This window comes from Burkholderia sp. AU38729, assembly GCF_020419725.1.
Taxonomy (GTDB): domain Bacteria; phylum Pseudomonadota; class Gammaproteobacteria; order Burkholderiales; family Burkholderiaceae; genus Burkholderia.
Genome location: NZ_JAIZQO010000021.1, coordinates 1 through 14,888 on the forward strand (window position 1 = coordinate 1; position 14,888 = coordinate 14,888).

General features: G+C 66.6%; 11 protein-coding genes. 8 read left to right on the top strand and 3 right to left on the bottom strand.

The window, feature by feature from the left end:
• Positions 1–262 precede the first annotated feature (262 nt).
• The gene (locus LGM56_RS35280) at positions 263–1,774 is read left to right on the top strand and encodes a caspase family protein (RefSeq protein WP_226208118.1); all 1,512 of its coding nucleotides are present in this window, start codon (positions 263–265) and stop codon (positions 1,772–1,774) included.
• A 342-nt stretch (positions 1,775–2,116) separates the two neighbouring features.
• Here LGM56_RS35280 and LGM56_RS35285 read toward each other — a convergent pair whose 3' ends face one another.
• The 3 genes from LGM56_RS35285 to LGM56_RS35295 all read right to left on the bottom strand — a co-directional run bounded on the left by LGM56_RS35285 (position 2,117) and on the right by LGM56_RS35295 (position 7,054).
• Entirely contained in the window at positions 2,117–2,821 is a 705-nt protein-coding gene (locus LGM56_RS35285; RefSeq protein ID WP_226208083.1) for a glutathione binding-like protein, read from the bottom strand.
• Between the two features lie 182 nt (positions 2,822–3,003).
• Positions 3,004–4,128 carry a porin gene (locus LGM56_RS35290; protein ID WP_226208084.1) on the bottom strand — a complete coding sequence of 375 codons (1,125 nt, stop codon included), beginning with the start codon at positions 4,126–4,128 and terminating at the stop codon, positions 3,004–3,006.
• A 223-nt stretch (positions 4,129–4,351) separates the two neighbouring features.
• Positions 4,352–7,054 (bottom strand): LuxR C-terminal-related transcriptional regulator, encoded by a 2,703-nt coding sequence (locus tag LGM56_RS35295; protein WP_226208085.1) that lies wholly within the window; start codon positions 7,052–7,054, stop codon positions 4,352–4,354.
• A 243-nt stretch (positions 7,055–7,297) separates the two neighbouring features.
• On the opposite strand from LGM56_RS35295, the gene LGM56_RS35300 reads away from it, so the two are divergent.
• The 7 genes from LGM56_RS35300 to LGM56_RS35330 all read left to right on the top strand — a co-directional run bounded on the left by LGM56_RS35300 (position 7,298) and on the right by LGM56_RS35330 (position 14,854).
• Positions 7,298–8,254, top strand: coding sequence for a universal stress protein (locus LGM56_RS35300; protein ID WP_226208086.1), 957 nt, complete (start codon positions 7,298–7,300; stop codon positions 8,252–8,254).
• A gap of 18 nt (positions 8,255–8,272) precedes the next feature.
• Positions 8,273–9,253, top strand: coding sequence for a quinone oxidoreductase family protein (locus tag LGM56_RS35305; protein ID WP_226208087.1), 981 nt, complete (start codon positions 8,273–8,275; stop codon positions 9,251–9,253).
• Between the two features lie 10 nt (positions 9,254–9,263).
• Positions 9,264–10,112, top strand: a complete 849-nt coding sequence (locus LGM56_RS35310; protein ID WP_226208088.1) for a TauD/TfdA dioxygenase family protein — start codon at positions 9,264–9,266, stop codon at positions 10,110–10,112.
• 120 nt (positions 10,113–10,232) lie between these two features.
• Complete coding sequence (locus LGM56_RS35315; RefSeq protein WP_226208089.1) at positions 10,233–11,288, top strand: 3-keto-5-aminohexanoate cleavage protein; 1,056 nt, start codon at positions 10,233–10,235, stop codon at positions 11,286–11,288.
• 161 nt (positions 11,289–11,449) lie between these two features.
• Positions 11,450–12,778 carry an MFS transporter gene (locus tag LGM56_RS35320; RefSeq protein WP_226208090.1) on the top strand — a complete coding sequence of 443 codons (1,329 nt, stop codon included), beginning with the start codon at positions 11,450–11,452 and terminating at the stop codon, positions 12,776–12,778.
• Positions 12,779–12,794: 16 nt separating this feature from the next.
• Positions 12,795–13,370, top strand: coding sequence for an RBBP9/YdeN family alpha/beta hydrolase (locus LGM56_RS35325; protein ID WP_226208091.1), 576 nt, complete (start codon positions 12,795–12,797; stop codon positions 13,368–13,370).
• 317 nt (positions 13,371–13,687) lie between these two features.
• Positions 13,688–14,854, top strand: coding sequence for an ABC transporter substrate-binding protein (locus LGM56_RS35330; RefSeq protein WP_089425439.1), 1,167 nt, complete (start codon positions 13,688–13,690; stop codon positions 14,852–14,854).
• Positions 14,855–14,888 lie beyond the last annotated feature (34 nt).

Genomic DNA, 14,888 nt, shown 5'->3' on the forward strand with positions numbered 1-14,888 from the left:
GGCAGTTCAGGCAGCGGCCCTCGGGCCGCTGCCTGACGCGCTACAGTTTGTCTCTTTTTCTTCATCGGCATATCCATGGCCTTTACACCTCATGATATGCCTCGCCCACGAAATCACGGATAGGTCCGCGGAAATTGCCCGAAACATGTATCTAAGCTCATTCACAGTTTGCGGTGCTGCTGCGATAAACTACGTAGACATGTCGTCGCTGCCTGGCATGTGCTCCAGAAAGAGTCCTCAGGTTTCTCACCTCTATCCAAAAATGAATCTCGCAATAGTAATCGGTGTTAGCGACTACCAATTTCAGCAAAAGCTGGACGCCTGCAAAAACGACGCACTGATTGTCAATGCCGTCCTTGATAAGCTCGGAAAGTATGATGATATTTGCTTTCTTGGCGAATCCCCCGCCGGAAGCGTTGCGAAGTCGGTAATTTCGGATTTCGTAAAAAAATACAAATCCCAGGAAATAGACGAGGTATTTTTCTACTTCACTGGGCATGGGGCGCGCTTTGATGGTGACTTCTTTTACGCACTTTCTGATTTTAAATCGGAGAAGAAAGAAAGCGGCGGCCTACGCAATACTGAATTGGATGGATTGCTGCGAAATCTGAATCCAGCACTCACCGTTAAGATTGTAGATGCCTGCTATTCGGGCTCTAATTATATAAAGTCTGAGGATGACATCAAGCCCGTCCTGGAAAAATCGGCACGTGACAATGAATTGAAGAAAATTTATTTCTTCCATTCTTCGAGCGACACAGAAACATCTCTCGCAGGCCCGAAATTCAGCCTATTCACAGAAAGCTTCTTGATGTCACTAACGCATTCTGTGGGATCGCTGCGTTATAGGGACATTATGGCTTCTGTTGCTGACGACCTGGATTTAAAGAAAGGACCTCGACCCACATTTGTGCTCCAGGCAGACAACACCGAAACCTTCGGGGTTGTAAATGAGGATCTTTTAATTTTCACCAAGGACGCACTTGGTCTTAATTTAAATCAAAATATACCCGACGCCCCAGAAGATGAAAAAAACGATTCCACCGAGTCCGATATCGTAAAACTGGCCCAAGAAAAAAGTGCCACGGTTTTTTGCACTCGCGAGGAAGCCGAAAGGAATCTCGCCGAATTAAACATTCTTAGAGACGAGGCAGTATGGGGGTCAGAAATATGCAGCCTCTTTAAATTGGATTTTAGCGATCCCGATCGTACTTACATACCCAATCGCAGCGCTATCGCTCGGTGGCTTCTAGCCAATGAAGGCGACTCCTTTTTTGCGTCTCTTAGGTATGAGCAGAGAAAATATACCGTCGAAGAATACAAAGAAATACCTGCCAAGCCGCGGAAAATTGGTGGTTTGCATGGATCAGCGGCATTACTAAACTCTGCGCTTTCCTTGTTGGGGAGAGAGGAAAAAGAGTATAGATTGGAAACCGTCGATAAAATAAGGGATGTTTTGACGGATTTTGATTACTCTGTAGACCCAATATTCAACCCACTATCGATCTCATTTATTCCCAAACTCTCTGCGGTAGAGCAATACTCTATGCATGCGCTTTGCTTTTTTTCTCGCCGCTCCTTAGTTTTATTCTACTCGATTGAGCATTTGAATTACATCAGCTGGGGACACGCCTCGACGGGAATTGCCCAGGACTGGAAAAACATAAAAATTTCCTTAAAATCCATCGACGAAATACGTCGCGCATGCAAAATCATTATCTCAGAGGCAACCGATTTTGTATTGAGTGACGTTAAATCTCGCTTGGCGAAGTAACCTCCAGAGCGATCACTTCTTGGCGAACTAAAGAATCAATGATGTGATGAGCAATGAGGTGTCGGCATTTTCGTTGCAAGAGAATGCCGTTTTGCAAAAAACTAAATTACCTCTCAATTAAAATTATCTAAAATTTAAGCCCGATTCCAACAAAATATCCTTATGGCTGTGACCCCAACCAAGTAGCCGGGGCCGCAACTGTTGCGACTTCGGCCGTTCAGAGTGATCTCGTGAACGCCCAATTGTGGCCGAGAGTCGTCGGTCTTCCTCGCGTTCTCCGGAAATTCGCGATGAACCTCAAAAAGCAGTGGGCGTTGCAGTTCGCCGCCCGTGCTTAACCCATCAACCCCGTGCCGGAATATTGAGCCCACGCTCGACAGCCGGCCGCGCAACGAACGCATCGAGCACCCGCTTGACGTTCCGGAATTCGCTGAAGCCGACCAGGTCGCCCGCTTCGTAGAACCCGACCAGATTCCGCACCCACGGGAAGATCGCGATGTCGGCGATCGTATAGGTATCGCCCATCACCCATTGCCGATTCGCGAGATGCGCGTCGAGCACGCCGAGCAGGCGCTTCGACTCGTCGACGTAGCGATCACGCGGACGCTTGTCCTCGTAATCGCGGCCGGCGAACTTGTGGAAGAACCCGACCTGGCCGAACATCGGCCCGATGCCGCCCATCTGGAACATCACCCACTGGATCGTCTCGTAGCGGCCCGCGAGATCCTTCGGGATCAGCTGGCCCGTCTTGTCCGCGAGATAGATCAGGATCGCGCCCGATTCGAACAGCGGCAGCGGCTTGCCGTCCGGGCCGTGCGGATCGATGATCGCCGGGATCTTGTTGTTCGGGTTCAGCGACAGGAACGCGGGCGACAGCTGGTCGTTCGTGTCGAAGCGCACGAGGTGCGGCTCGTACGGCAGGCCGGTTTCCTCGAGCATGATCGACACCTTGACGCCGTTCGGCGTCGGCAGCGAGTAGAGCTGGAGACGGTCGGGATGCTGGGCCGGCCACTTTTGCGTGATCGGGAAGGCGGACAGGTCGGACATGGAGGGTCGCTCGTCGAAGTGAAGGATCCGCGCCCCGTTCCTGCTGCCGCACGCGCCACGGTCGATGGCGAGACGGCAGGGCGGAGCGCGCCGAAAACGCCCACTGTAGCCGATCCCGCGGATCGATGCAGGCGGTGGCCACGCGCGACCGCCGCGGCATCGCCAGGCGCCGCCGGCAACCGTCAGAAGGTGTGCCGCAGCCCGATCATCGCGGCCGTCGTGCCGACGCCCGGCGCAACCGGCTGCCCGTACACGAGCATCTGGTCCATCGTGCCGCGGTTGTTCACGTGGCCGACCTGCGCATAGACCATCGTCCGCTTCGACAGGCTGTAGTCGGCCGCCAGCACGACCGCCGTCGACTTGTTCGCCGAGACGTTGCGGTCCTTCAGGTAATACACCGCGGACGTCACCTGCAGCGCGGGCGTGAAGCGATAGCCGAGGCCGGCCGACAGCATGTCGAGGTTCACCTTGTCCGCATGCGACGGATTCCTGCCGTTGCCGTACGACGCCGACACCGAGAAATCGTGGATCGTGTATTTCGCGCCGACGTAGATGAAGCGGTTGTTGTCGACGCCGGTCGGCGCGACGCCCGGCGCCGGGCTCGTGTCGTGGCCGTTGTAGTAGGCGGCCGAAGCGTTCAGCCCATCGTTCGCATACCTGAGCACGACCGACTCGCGCGTGCCGCCCTGGAACTGCCCGGCCACGCCGCCCGGCGCGTACTCGAGCGCGATCGACGCCCCCGCGAAGGTCGGCGACTGGTAGACGAGCGCATTGCTGTCGTACAGCGCGCCGATTGCTGCGTTGGTGCTCGTCCCCGACCAGCCGGCCGCCGTGTTCAGGCCGAGCCACGCGATCAGCACGCTGCCGAAGAACTGCGCGTTGCGCACGTCGGTGTCGGCCATCGCGTAGATCATCGGCACGATCTGGCGGCCGGCCGTGAACGTGCCGAACGGGCCCGACACGCCGAGCGACGCGACCTGGTTGAAGATCGCGACGGCGCCCGGCGTATCGCTCAGCTGCAGCTTGCCGCTGCCGCTGTCGAACGAGCCCTGCAGCTTGAAGTTGACCTTGTAGCCGCCGCCGATGTCCTCGCTGCCCTTGATGCCCCAGAAGCTCGAGTAGATGCCGCCGTCCTTCATGCGGAACACCTTGCCCGTGTTCGGCGCGGTCGGGCTGAACGATGCCGCCGACGTGCTCTGGTACAGCAGGCCCGAGTCGATCACGCCGTAGAGCGTGACGGAGGATTGGGCCTGCGCGAGCGCCGAGCAGCCGGCAAGCGCCGCGAGCGCGGCCAGTTTCGTCTTCATCGAAGTCTCCAGGGTCGTATTGGACCGGACGGGATCGAGCCCGTCCGGGTGAAGCAGGGAGGCTGGCGGGAAGGTGTGACAGGCGACGCCCGCATGAGCCGTGCGGAAAGACTACGCAACGGCGGGCGGCCGCTCCCCCCCATGCGCGGGGGGCAGGGTTGCGGAGAATCGGAGGAAAGCGGGCGCGACGATGCGCCCGACTGGCGAAACCGGCGTTACGACGTCAGGGCGCGCTTTCGAGCAGGCCGAGCACCAGCGCGCGGCGCACCGCATGCTTGCGCGAACTGGCGTCGAGCTTGCCGAACAGGTTCTTCAGGTGCCACTTCACGGTTTCCTCGCCGACGGCGAGCGCCACCGCGATCTCCTTGTTCGACAGGTTGCGCGCGAGCAGCTCGAGAATCGCGCGCTCCTTCGGCGTCAGCACGACGCTCGGCACCGCGCGCGGGCTGGCCGCGACGCGCGGGGCGGGCGGCACGATGCGTGGCTGCGGCAGCGCGTGCCGCGCGGGGCCGGTGCCGGCGGCCGCTTCGTCGCCGGCGCGGCGCGCCCAGTCGGCGATGGCCGGATGCGCGTCGGCGAGCGTGCGCGTCAGCCCGAACAGGTCGGCCAGGTTCATCGCTTCGTCGAGCAACGCGCGGCCGCCGCCGCCCGATTGCTCGCGCGCGAACGCGCTGAGCGCCATGATCTCGATACGCGCCTGCCCCATGCTCATTTCGCGGGCCAGCACGGCGGCTTCGTCGAGCGCCGCGCTTGCATCGTCCCAGCGGCGCGCGGCCAGCGCGGCACCCGCGTGCGCGGTGGCCTGCAGCAGCACGACGGGGCGCCGCCACAACGGCCCGTGCGACGGAAACTCGGCCGCGGCGATCGCATCGATCCGCTCGACGAGCGCGTGGCAGGTCGCCTCGCGATAACGCGCCGCATGAATGCGCACCTGTTCGGCGAGGCTCGCGACCGACAGGCGCGGCAGGCGGCGCGCGACACCCATCGCGTCGAGCGCTTCGAGAAGGTCGATCGCGCGGTGCTCGACGCCGCGCAGCAGCGCGATGCGCGCGGCGGTGCGATAGCCGAGCAGCACGGTGTCGGGCGTGCCCGCATGTTCGAGCACGTCGAGCCGGTTCGCGAGCAGCGCGGCAGCCTGGTCGACACGGTCGGCCTCGTACGCGAGCGCCGCGCACATCGCCGCGAGCATGCAGGTGAGCGGATGGCGGCGCCCGAGATCGGCTTCCGCACGCGCCAGCGCCGGCGACAACGCGTCGTCGGCCAGCCGCACCTGGCCCTCGCGCAGGTAGCTCAGGCCCGTGATCAGCTCGCCCCAGCGCGCGACGTAGCCGAACCCGGCCGCCGTCTCGCCGCGCGGCGCGGCGTGCTGGAAGCGGCGCGCCTGCGCCGGTTCGCCGACGATGATCGCGCGCGCCGACAGCCGGTTCGCATGCATTTGCGCGAGCCAAGTCGCCGCCGGCGGCGTGAAGTCGGCCCACGGTTCGAACAGCTCGACGAAGCGGTCGATTTCGTCGGCGTAATACGCGGCCGCGCTGAGGATCAGCGCGCACTCGTAGCGCATCGCCGCGGGCGTGCCGGGATCCGCGAGGATGCCCGCGATCTGGCGTTGCGCCTCGACATGGCGCTCGCCGAGCGCCAGCGCCCAGGCCACCGCGACGCGCAGCGTCGGGCGCTTGTCGAGCTCCGCGTCGGGCAGCAGCGCGAGCCAGTCGAGCACGTCGTTGATGCGGCCCTGCTTGATCGCATCCTCGAGGCAACGCTGCGCGAGCGCGTACGCGACCTCGAACTGGCCGGCCGCATACGCGTGGCGGGCGGCTTCCTCGGTCATCCCGTGCGCGTCGAGCCAGGCAGCCGCCCGCGCATGCAGCGCGCTGCGCTCGGCGTCCGGGCCCGCGGCCAGGCGGTCGCGCAGCGTGTCGCGCACGAGCGGATGCAGCCGGCACCAGTCCGAATCGTCCGACGCAATGAACAGCGGCGTGTCGCGTGCGAGCCGGGCGAGACGGCCGGGTGCGCCTGCGTCGTCGAGCAGCGCGGCGCACAGCGACGGATGCAGGCGATCGGCGACGCTCGTGCGCGTCAGGAACGCGGTGTCGTCGGCCGACAGGTTCGCGAGCAGCAGCTCGACGAGGCGGTCGCGTGTGCCGTCCACGCGGGCGGCGAGTGCGTCGACCGCCTGGCGCGGGTCGGCCGAGCGCGCCATCGCGGCCATCGCGAGCTGCAGGCCGAGCGGCCAGCCGTCGACGCGTTCGAACAACCGCGCGCACGCGTCGGCGTCGACCCGCTGCGCAAAGCGCGCGCCGACCAGCGCGATCGTCTCGTCGAGCGTGAAGCGCAGCCAGTCGGGGCCCGCGAGCGTGCACTGCCCGCCGGCGAGCAGGTCGCCGGCCACGTAATCGAGCCCGCGCCGCGCGGCAACCACGACATGCAGGTTTTGCGGCGCGTTGTGCAGCACGTAGGTCAGCGCATCGAGGCCGGCGGGCGGCAACCGCTCCGCATCGTCGACGATCAGCAGCGCATCGATCGACAGTTGCGCGACCTCGGCCAGCCACGCGGTCACGCCCTCCAGCGCGCGCGCCGCGTCGGCCGCGCCCATCGGGATCAGGCGCCCGAAGCCGGGCCGTGCACAACCGGTCCGCACCGCCTGCACGAGCCCTTGCAGCAACCGCGCCGCATCGTCGCGCTCGTCGGCCGACAGCCATACGACCGCACGGCCGAGCGCGAGGGTTTCGCGGCGCCATTGCGCGAGCAGTGACGTCTTGCCGTAACCGGCCGGCGCCTGCACCAGCGTGACCGGCCGGCCGTCGAAAGCGGGTGCGGCAAGGCTCAGCCGCGCGCGGGCCAGCAACTGCGCCGGCACGCGCGGCGCGGTCGTCTTCAGGACCAGTTCGGTGGGAGGCGCGTCGGCGCGATCGGGTGGGTGGGCCATCGGGGCAGCAGTCGGATTCCGGCGGTGCCGTGGGGGCCAGCGTCCGGGGTGGGTGTGGGGGGAAGGATCGGCCGAACCGCATTCGCGCGTCAATCCCCCCCGCGACGAGTGGGGCCGCACCGGCGCCGTATCGATAGCATGGGTTCCGATGCAAGACGAACACCGCGAGGAACCCACCCATGAAGATCGTATCGACCGGCACGCGGCGCAGCGCGCCGCTCGCCGGATAAGCGGAGCGGCACGATGTACCGCCATCTGCTCGTGACGGTCGACGGCTCGCCCGGCGGCATCGACGCGATCGGCCATGCGCTCGAACTGGCGCGTGCGGTCGGCGCCCGGGTCACGTTCATGCTGACCGGCGCCGCGCCGGACTCGCGTTTATCCGGAGCGCGGCTGCCGGAGCACGGTGCGAAAGTGGAAGCCGCCGCGCGGGCGCAGGGGTTGTCTCATGCGATCGCGGGGGCCGGCCAACCGGGGGCCGGCCATCCGGGGGCCGGCGACGCAGCGCCCGGTGCGCTGGCGGCCGAACTCGGCTGCGACCTGATCGGCGTCGCGGCGCTGCCGCACGAGGCCGATGCGGCGGCCTGCGCGCAACGGCAGCACCTGCTCGCGACGAGCGGCGTGCCGGTGCTCGTGTGCACGTCGCGGCGCACGCCGGCCGAGGCGCGCGTGATGGCGCGTTGCCTCGATGCGCATCGTGCGGTTGAAGGGTGGCTGCGTGCGTTGATGACGACCGGCGTACCCGCAAACGTGGACGCGCCGCAACAGCACGCGGCAGAGACGCAGGAGGCGCTGGCATCGCTCGCCGCCCTGCAGCACGCCCGGTTCGGCACGGCCGCCGAAGCGCGCCTGTTCGCGGCATTGCGCGTCCGTGCGGAGTGCGTCGCGGCCGAACTGGATGAACTCGACCGCCAGCGGCGGCGCGACGCGCAAGCGCTCGATGCGCTCATGCGGATCGCCGCGGAAGGGCTGCCGTCGGCCGCGTTCGACACGGCGTTCGCCCGCTACGCGCACGGCGCGTTCGAGCAGATGGGGCGGATGGAAGGCGTGATTTTCCCGGCCGCGCGGCGCTATCTCGGCGACGCGGACTGGGCCGGACTGGATGCATCGCTGGCGGACGGCGCAGCCGCGACCCCGCCACGCGCGAACGAACCGAACGAACCGAACGAAACCGACGATGCGCGGCGCGCATCCGACTGACACCTTACGGAGAACACCATGGCACATGCAGTGCGATTCCACGAAACCGGCGGCCCCGAGGTCCTGCGCTGGGAGGAAGTCGACGTCGGCGACCCGGGCCACGGCCAGGTGCGCCTGCGGCACGACGCGGTCGGCATGAATTTCGCCGACACGTACTTCCGCAGCGGCCTTTATCCGGTGCCGCTGCCTGCCGGCCTCGGCGTCGAGGCGGCCGGCGTGGTCGAAGCGGTCGGCCCCGGCGTGACGAACGTCGCCGTCGGCGACCGCGTGACCTACACGGGCTTCCTGAACACGCTCGGCGCATACAGCACCGAACGGCTGATTCCCGCCGCGCCGCTCGTGCGGCTGCCGGCCGGCATCACGTGCGAAACGGCCGCGGCGATGACGATGCGCGGCCTGACGTCGGCCTACCTGCTGCGCCGCATCCATGCGTTCGCACCGGGCGACACGATCCTGCTGCACGCGGCCGCCGGCGGCGTCGGGCTGATCGTGTCGCAATGGGCGAAGCTGCTCGGGCTCAAGGTGATCGGCACCGTCTCCAGCGAGCACAAGGCCGAAATCGCCCGCGCACACGGTTGCGACCACACGATCGACTACAGCCGCGAGGACGTCGCGAAGCGCGTGCGCGAACTGACGGACGGCGCGGGCGTCGACGTCGTGTTCGACAGCGTCGGCAAGGACACCTTCGAAGGCTCGCTCGATTCGCTGAAGCGGCGCGGGCTGATGGTGTGCGTCGGCACCGCGTCGGGCCCGATCCCGCCGTTCGATCCGCAGCGCCTCGCGATGAAAGGCTCGCTATACCTGACGCGCCCGGCGCTGGCCGACTACATCGCCGATCCGGCCGAGAAGAACGACCTGGCCGGCGAACTGTTCGCGCACGTCGCGGCCGGCCGGATCCGGATCGAGATCAACCAGCGCTACGCGCTGCAGGACGCCGCGCAGGCGCATCGCGATCTCGAATCGCGCAAGACGACCGGTTCGTCGGTGTTCATCGTCTGAGGAGACGCGCATGCGAGTCGAACCCCTGACCTGCGCGATCGGCGCGGAACTGCTGGATGTGAGCCTCGCCGACGCCGTGCACGACGACGGCCTGTTCGCCGAGATCCGCGTGCAGCTGCTGCGGCATCGCGTGCTGTTCCTGCGCGACCAGGACATCACGCGCGCCGAGCACGTCGCGTTCGCGCGGCGCTTCGGCGAGCTCGAGGATCATCCGGTGGCCGGCAGCGATCCCGAGCATCCGGGGCTCGTGCGGATCTACAAGTCGCCCGACCAGCCGAACGACCGCTACGAGAATGCGTGGCACAGCGATGCGAGCTGGCGCGTGGCGCCGCCGTTCGGCTGCGTGCTGCGCTGCATCGACGGTCCGCCGGTTGGCGGCGACACGATGTGGGCGAACATGGTGCTCGCCTACGAGCGCCTGCCGGAGCACGTGAAGCAGCAGATCGACGACTTGCGCGCGCGCCACAGCATCGAGGCGAGCTTCGGCGCGGCGATGCCGATCGACAAGCGCCTCGCGCTGAAGGCGCAGTACCCGGACGCCGAGCATCCGGTCGTGCGCACGCATCCCGAAACGGGCGAGAAGGTGCTGTACGTGAATGCGTTCACCACGCATTTCACGAACTTCCACACGCCGGCGCGCGTGCGGGTCGGGCAGGACGCGAATCCCGGCGCCGGCCAGTTGCTGCAATACCTGATCAGCCAGGCATATATCCCCGAATACCAGGTGCGCTGGCGCTGGACGAAGCACAGCGTCGCGATCTGGGACAACCGCAGCACCCAGCACTACGCAGTGATGGACTACCCGCCGTGCGTGCGCCAGATGGAGCGCGCGGGCATCGTCGGCGACGTGCCGTTCTGAGCCCGCCAACACCGTAGCCCATCTCTGAAACCCCATGCAACGCGCCGGGCCCGCCGCCCGGCGCGGCGGGATACGCACGCCCGTACGCCCGCAATACAACGATTTCCACTGGAGGACGACATGCAATTTCTCGACGATTCGCTGCACCCGGAAAACCAGGACAAGGTAGTCATCACGGTCGCGCCGTACGGCCCCGAATGGATGCCGGCCGATTTTCCGGAAGACATTCCGGTGACGATGGACGAGCACGTGCAGAAGGCCGTCGACTGCTACAACGCGGGCGCGACGGTGCTGCACATGCATGTGCGCGAGCTCGACGGCAAGGGCAGCAAGCGGCTGTCGAAGTTCAACGAGCTGCTCGGCCGGCTGCGCGATGCGGTGCCCGACATGATCCTGCAGGTGGGCGGCTCGATCTCGTTCGCGCCGGAAGGCGAGGGCGCCGACGCGAAATGGCTGTCCGACGACACGCGCCACATGCTTGCCGAATTGACGCCGAAGCCCGACCAGGTGACGGTCGCGATCAACACCGTGCAGATGAACATCACCGAGCTGATGAACCGCCAGGACATCGCCGGCACGTCGTTGAACGAAGCCGCGTACTGGGACGCGTACCGCGAGATGACCGTGCCGGCCGGCCCCGGCTGGGTCGACGAGCACCTGCGCCGCCTGCAGGCGGCCGGCATCCAGCCGCATTTCCAGCTCACCGGCATGCACGCGCTGGAAACGCTCGAACGGATCATCCGCCGCGGCGTCTATCGCGGCCCGCTGAACGTCACGTGGGTCGGGATCGGCGGCGGCTTCGACGGCCCGAATCCGTACAACTTCATGGAATTCGTGCGGCGCTGCCCGGACGGCGCGTGCATCACGCTCGAATCGCTGATGAAGAACGTGCTGCCGATCAACACGGTCGCGATGGCGCTGGGCCTGCATCCGCGCTGCGGGATCGAGGACACGATCATCGACCAGAAGGGCAACCGGATGACGTCGGTGCAACAGGTCGAGCAGTGCGTGCGGATCGCGCGCGAACTCGGCCGCGACATCGCCACCGGCAAGGAGGCGAAGGCGATCTACCGGATCGGCGTGCAGTACGACGGCATCGACGAGACGCTGGCGCACCTCGGGATGGCGCCGAACCGCCGCTCCGGCCAGATGAACGTGCCGCTGCGGGCCGCCTGACGCGCCGCGCACCCGGGCAGGCGGTCGCCACGGCCGCCGCCCGCCGACCGTTGTGGCGTGGCACCCATCCCCGCGCACGGCGCGGGGGCTGACTCCGGGCCACGGAGCGGGGCCACGCAAGCCGCGCCGGAGCACGACCTCCGGCGCCGGAGGAGACACGCATGCTGATCCATCAAGTCGAGCCGTCGATGCAGGACATCGCCGCCGCCGGCCGGCGCGCGCCCGCGTATGCGTGGCTCGTGTTCGGGCTGACCGTCGGCCTGCTGCTGTCGGACTACATGTCGCGGCAGGTGCTCAATGCCGTATTCCCGTTGCTCAAGCACGCGTGGGGGCTGTCGGACACGCAGCTCGGTTCGCTGTCCGGCGTCGTCGCGCTGCTGGTCGGGCTGCTGACGTTCCCGCTGTCGGTACTCGCCGACCGCTTCGGACGCGTGCGCAGCATCGTGCTGATGGCCGCGTTGTGGAGCATCGCGACGCTCGGCTGCGCACTGTCGACGAACTACGCGGAGATGCTCGTCGCACGCGGCCTCGTCGGGCTCGGCGAAGCCGCGTACGGCAGTGTCGGCGTCGCGCTGATCCTCAGCATCTTTCCGGCACGGCTGCGCGCGACCCTGACCGGCGCGTTCATGGCCGGCGGTGCGTTCGGCTCCGTGTTCGGGATGGCGCTCGGCGGGCTGGTCGGCGCGCATCTCGGCTGGCGCTGGTCGTTCGGCGTGATGGCCGCGCTCGGCATCGTGCTGCTCGTCGCGTATCGCGGCGTCGTGACCGAACGGCGGCTCGCCGCGTATCGGATCGAACCGTGCCGGCGCGTCACCGGCGCGCCGCGCGACCTGCGCGGCAACGTGCGTGCGCTGATGTCCGGGTTGTTCGCGTCGCGTTCGGTGATCTGCGCGTACCTCGGCAGCGGGCTGCACCTGTTCGTGCCGGGTGCGCTGTTCGCGTGGCTGCCGAGCTACCTGAACCGCTACTACGCGATGGCGCCCGACCGCGCGGCGGTGCTCGCGGCCGGCTTCGTGCTGCTCGCGGGTGTCGGGATGGTCGGCTGCGGGATCGTCACCGACCGCGTCGGCAAGACCGACGGCAAGCGCAAGTGGCTGACCGCGATCGCGTATTGCGTCCTCACGGGCGTGTGCCTCGCGATGGCGTTCCGGCTGCCGCCCGGGCCGCTGCAGCTCGCGCTGATCTGCGCGGGGATGCTGGTCGGCGCGGGTGCGTCCGGTGCATCGGGCGCGATGGTCGCGAACCTGACGCCGGCCGCGATCCACGCGTCGGCGTTCGCGACGCTCACGCTCGCCAACAACCTGCTCGGCATGGCGCCGGGCCCGCTGCTGACGGGGTGGGTCGCCGATCGCGCCGGACTCGTCGGCGCGCTGCAATGGATTCCCGTCGTGCCGCTCATGGCCGCCGTGCTGTTCGCGATCGGACGCGCGAGCTATGTGGGCGACCTCGCGCGCGTCGAACGCGAACGGCGCGCGTCCCACCTTTCCTGAACGTTTCGGAGACAGCATGACCCTGACGACCACCCCCACCATCCTGATCGTGCCCGGCTTGCGCGATCACGTCGAAGACCACTGGCAGACGCACCTCGAACGACGTCTGCCGAACGCACGCGCCGTCGCGCCGCTCGAAGCCGACAAGCTGAGCCGCGCCGCACGCGTCGCGGCGCTCGATGCGGCGCTGGCCGGGATCGACGGCCCGGTGATCCTCGTCGCGCACAGCGCGGGCGTGATGATCACGGTGCACTGGGCACGGCAGGCCACGCGCCAGATCCACGGCGCGCTGCTCGCGGCGCCGGCCGATCTCGAGTCGCCGATGCCTGCCGGTTATCCGGCGCCCGAGGCGATCGCCGCGAACGGCTGGACGCCGATACCGACCGGACGGCTGCCGTTTCCGAGCATCGTCGCCGCGAGCCGCAACGATCCGCTCGCGGGTTTCGAACGCATCGAGGCGCTGGCGGCCGGGTGGGGCAGCCAGCTCGTCGATCTGGGGGAGGTCGGCCACCTGAACCCGGCGTCGGGGTATGGCGAGTGGCGGGATGCAGAACGGTTGATCGAAGAAGTGGCCGCTCTCGGCACGGCCTGACTGACCGAATATTCCCGCCTTTCGCGCGCCGCGCCCGACCGGGTGCCCGGCGCGCGCGCCGTCACCGTCGCGTCGCGATGCGGCCTCGAACCGATTCCATTTCGCCGATCGCCGAGATACGACGTCTTAACACGCGGCACAATCGACCCGGCACGACGCCCCAGCATCGGTCGGCACACAAATCCTCAATAAACGGAAGGCATTTGTCAGGGAAAGTCCCGCCCCGCAAGCCGTGGTTTTTTGTTGACCGACATCGTATAACGCCGTCATGATTTCCTGAAAAGAAAGGTCCCATCCACCGACCGAAGTGAGGAGACATGAACGCCACCCCGATCGCTCGCCGTGTCCGCCGGATCGCACTCGCCGTGGGTTTCACGCTGTCTGCCACGGCCGCCGTCGCCGCCCCCGTCTCGCTGAACATCGTCGATGTCGCGGGCAACCTGCAGCTCACGCAGAAGGCCATCGAAGCCTTCAAGGACAAGAACCCGAACCTCGTCTCGAACGTCACGTTCACGAACGCGCCCGCGCCGCAGTTGCCGGGCAAGATCAAGGCGATGCAGGCGGCGGGGCGCGCCGACATCGACCTCGTGCTGACAGGCACCGACGCGCTGGCCGCCGGCATCGAGCAGAACCTGTGGCAGAAGCTGCTGCCCGACGACGCGGCCGCGCTCCCCGGCGTGCTCGACAAATACGCGCCCGGCCCGCGCAAGATGCAGGATCTCGCGCAGGGCTACGGCCTCGAAGTTACCTACATGCCGGCCGGCCCGCTGCTCGAATACAACCCGGCGAAGGTCAGCGACCCGCCGAAGACGCCCGATCAGCTGCTCGCGTGGTGCAAGGCGCACCCGAACAAGCTGATCTATGCGCGCCCGGCGAACTCGGGCCCCGGCCGCACGTTCCTGATGGGGCTGCCGTACGTGCTCGGCGACAAGAATCCGCAGGATCCGATCAACGGCTGGGACAAGACCTGGGCGTTCCTGAAGGCGCTGAACGACTGCGTGCCGTACTACCCGGGCGGCACGTCGGCGGTGATGAAGGAGCTCGGCGAGGGCACGCGCGACATGACCGTGACCGTCACCGGCTGGGACCTCAACCCGCGCGCGCTCGGCATCGTGCCGGCGGAATTCAAGGTCCAGGCCTTCGACAACATGACGTGGGTCAACGACGCGCACTACATGGTGATCCCGAAGGGCGTGCCGAAGGAAAAGCTCGACGTGCTGTTCAAGCTGATGAACTTCCTGCTCGAACCGGCGCAACAGGCGATGACCTACGACGACGGCTACTTCTATCCGGGCCCGGCGGTGAAGGGCGTGACGCTCGAGATGGCGCCCGCGCACAGCCAGGAAGTGATCAAGAAATTCGGCCGCCCCGAGTACGCGAAGCTGCTCGCGGAGCGCCCGCACGTGCAGCCGCTCAACGCGCAGGCAATGGTTGCCGCGTTCCAGAAGTGGGATCGGGAGATCGGTTCGCAGAAGTCGAAGTGACGCATGAACCGGCGGGCGCCGCGGCGCCCGCGTC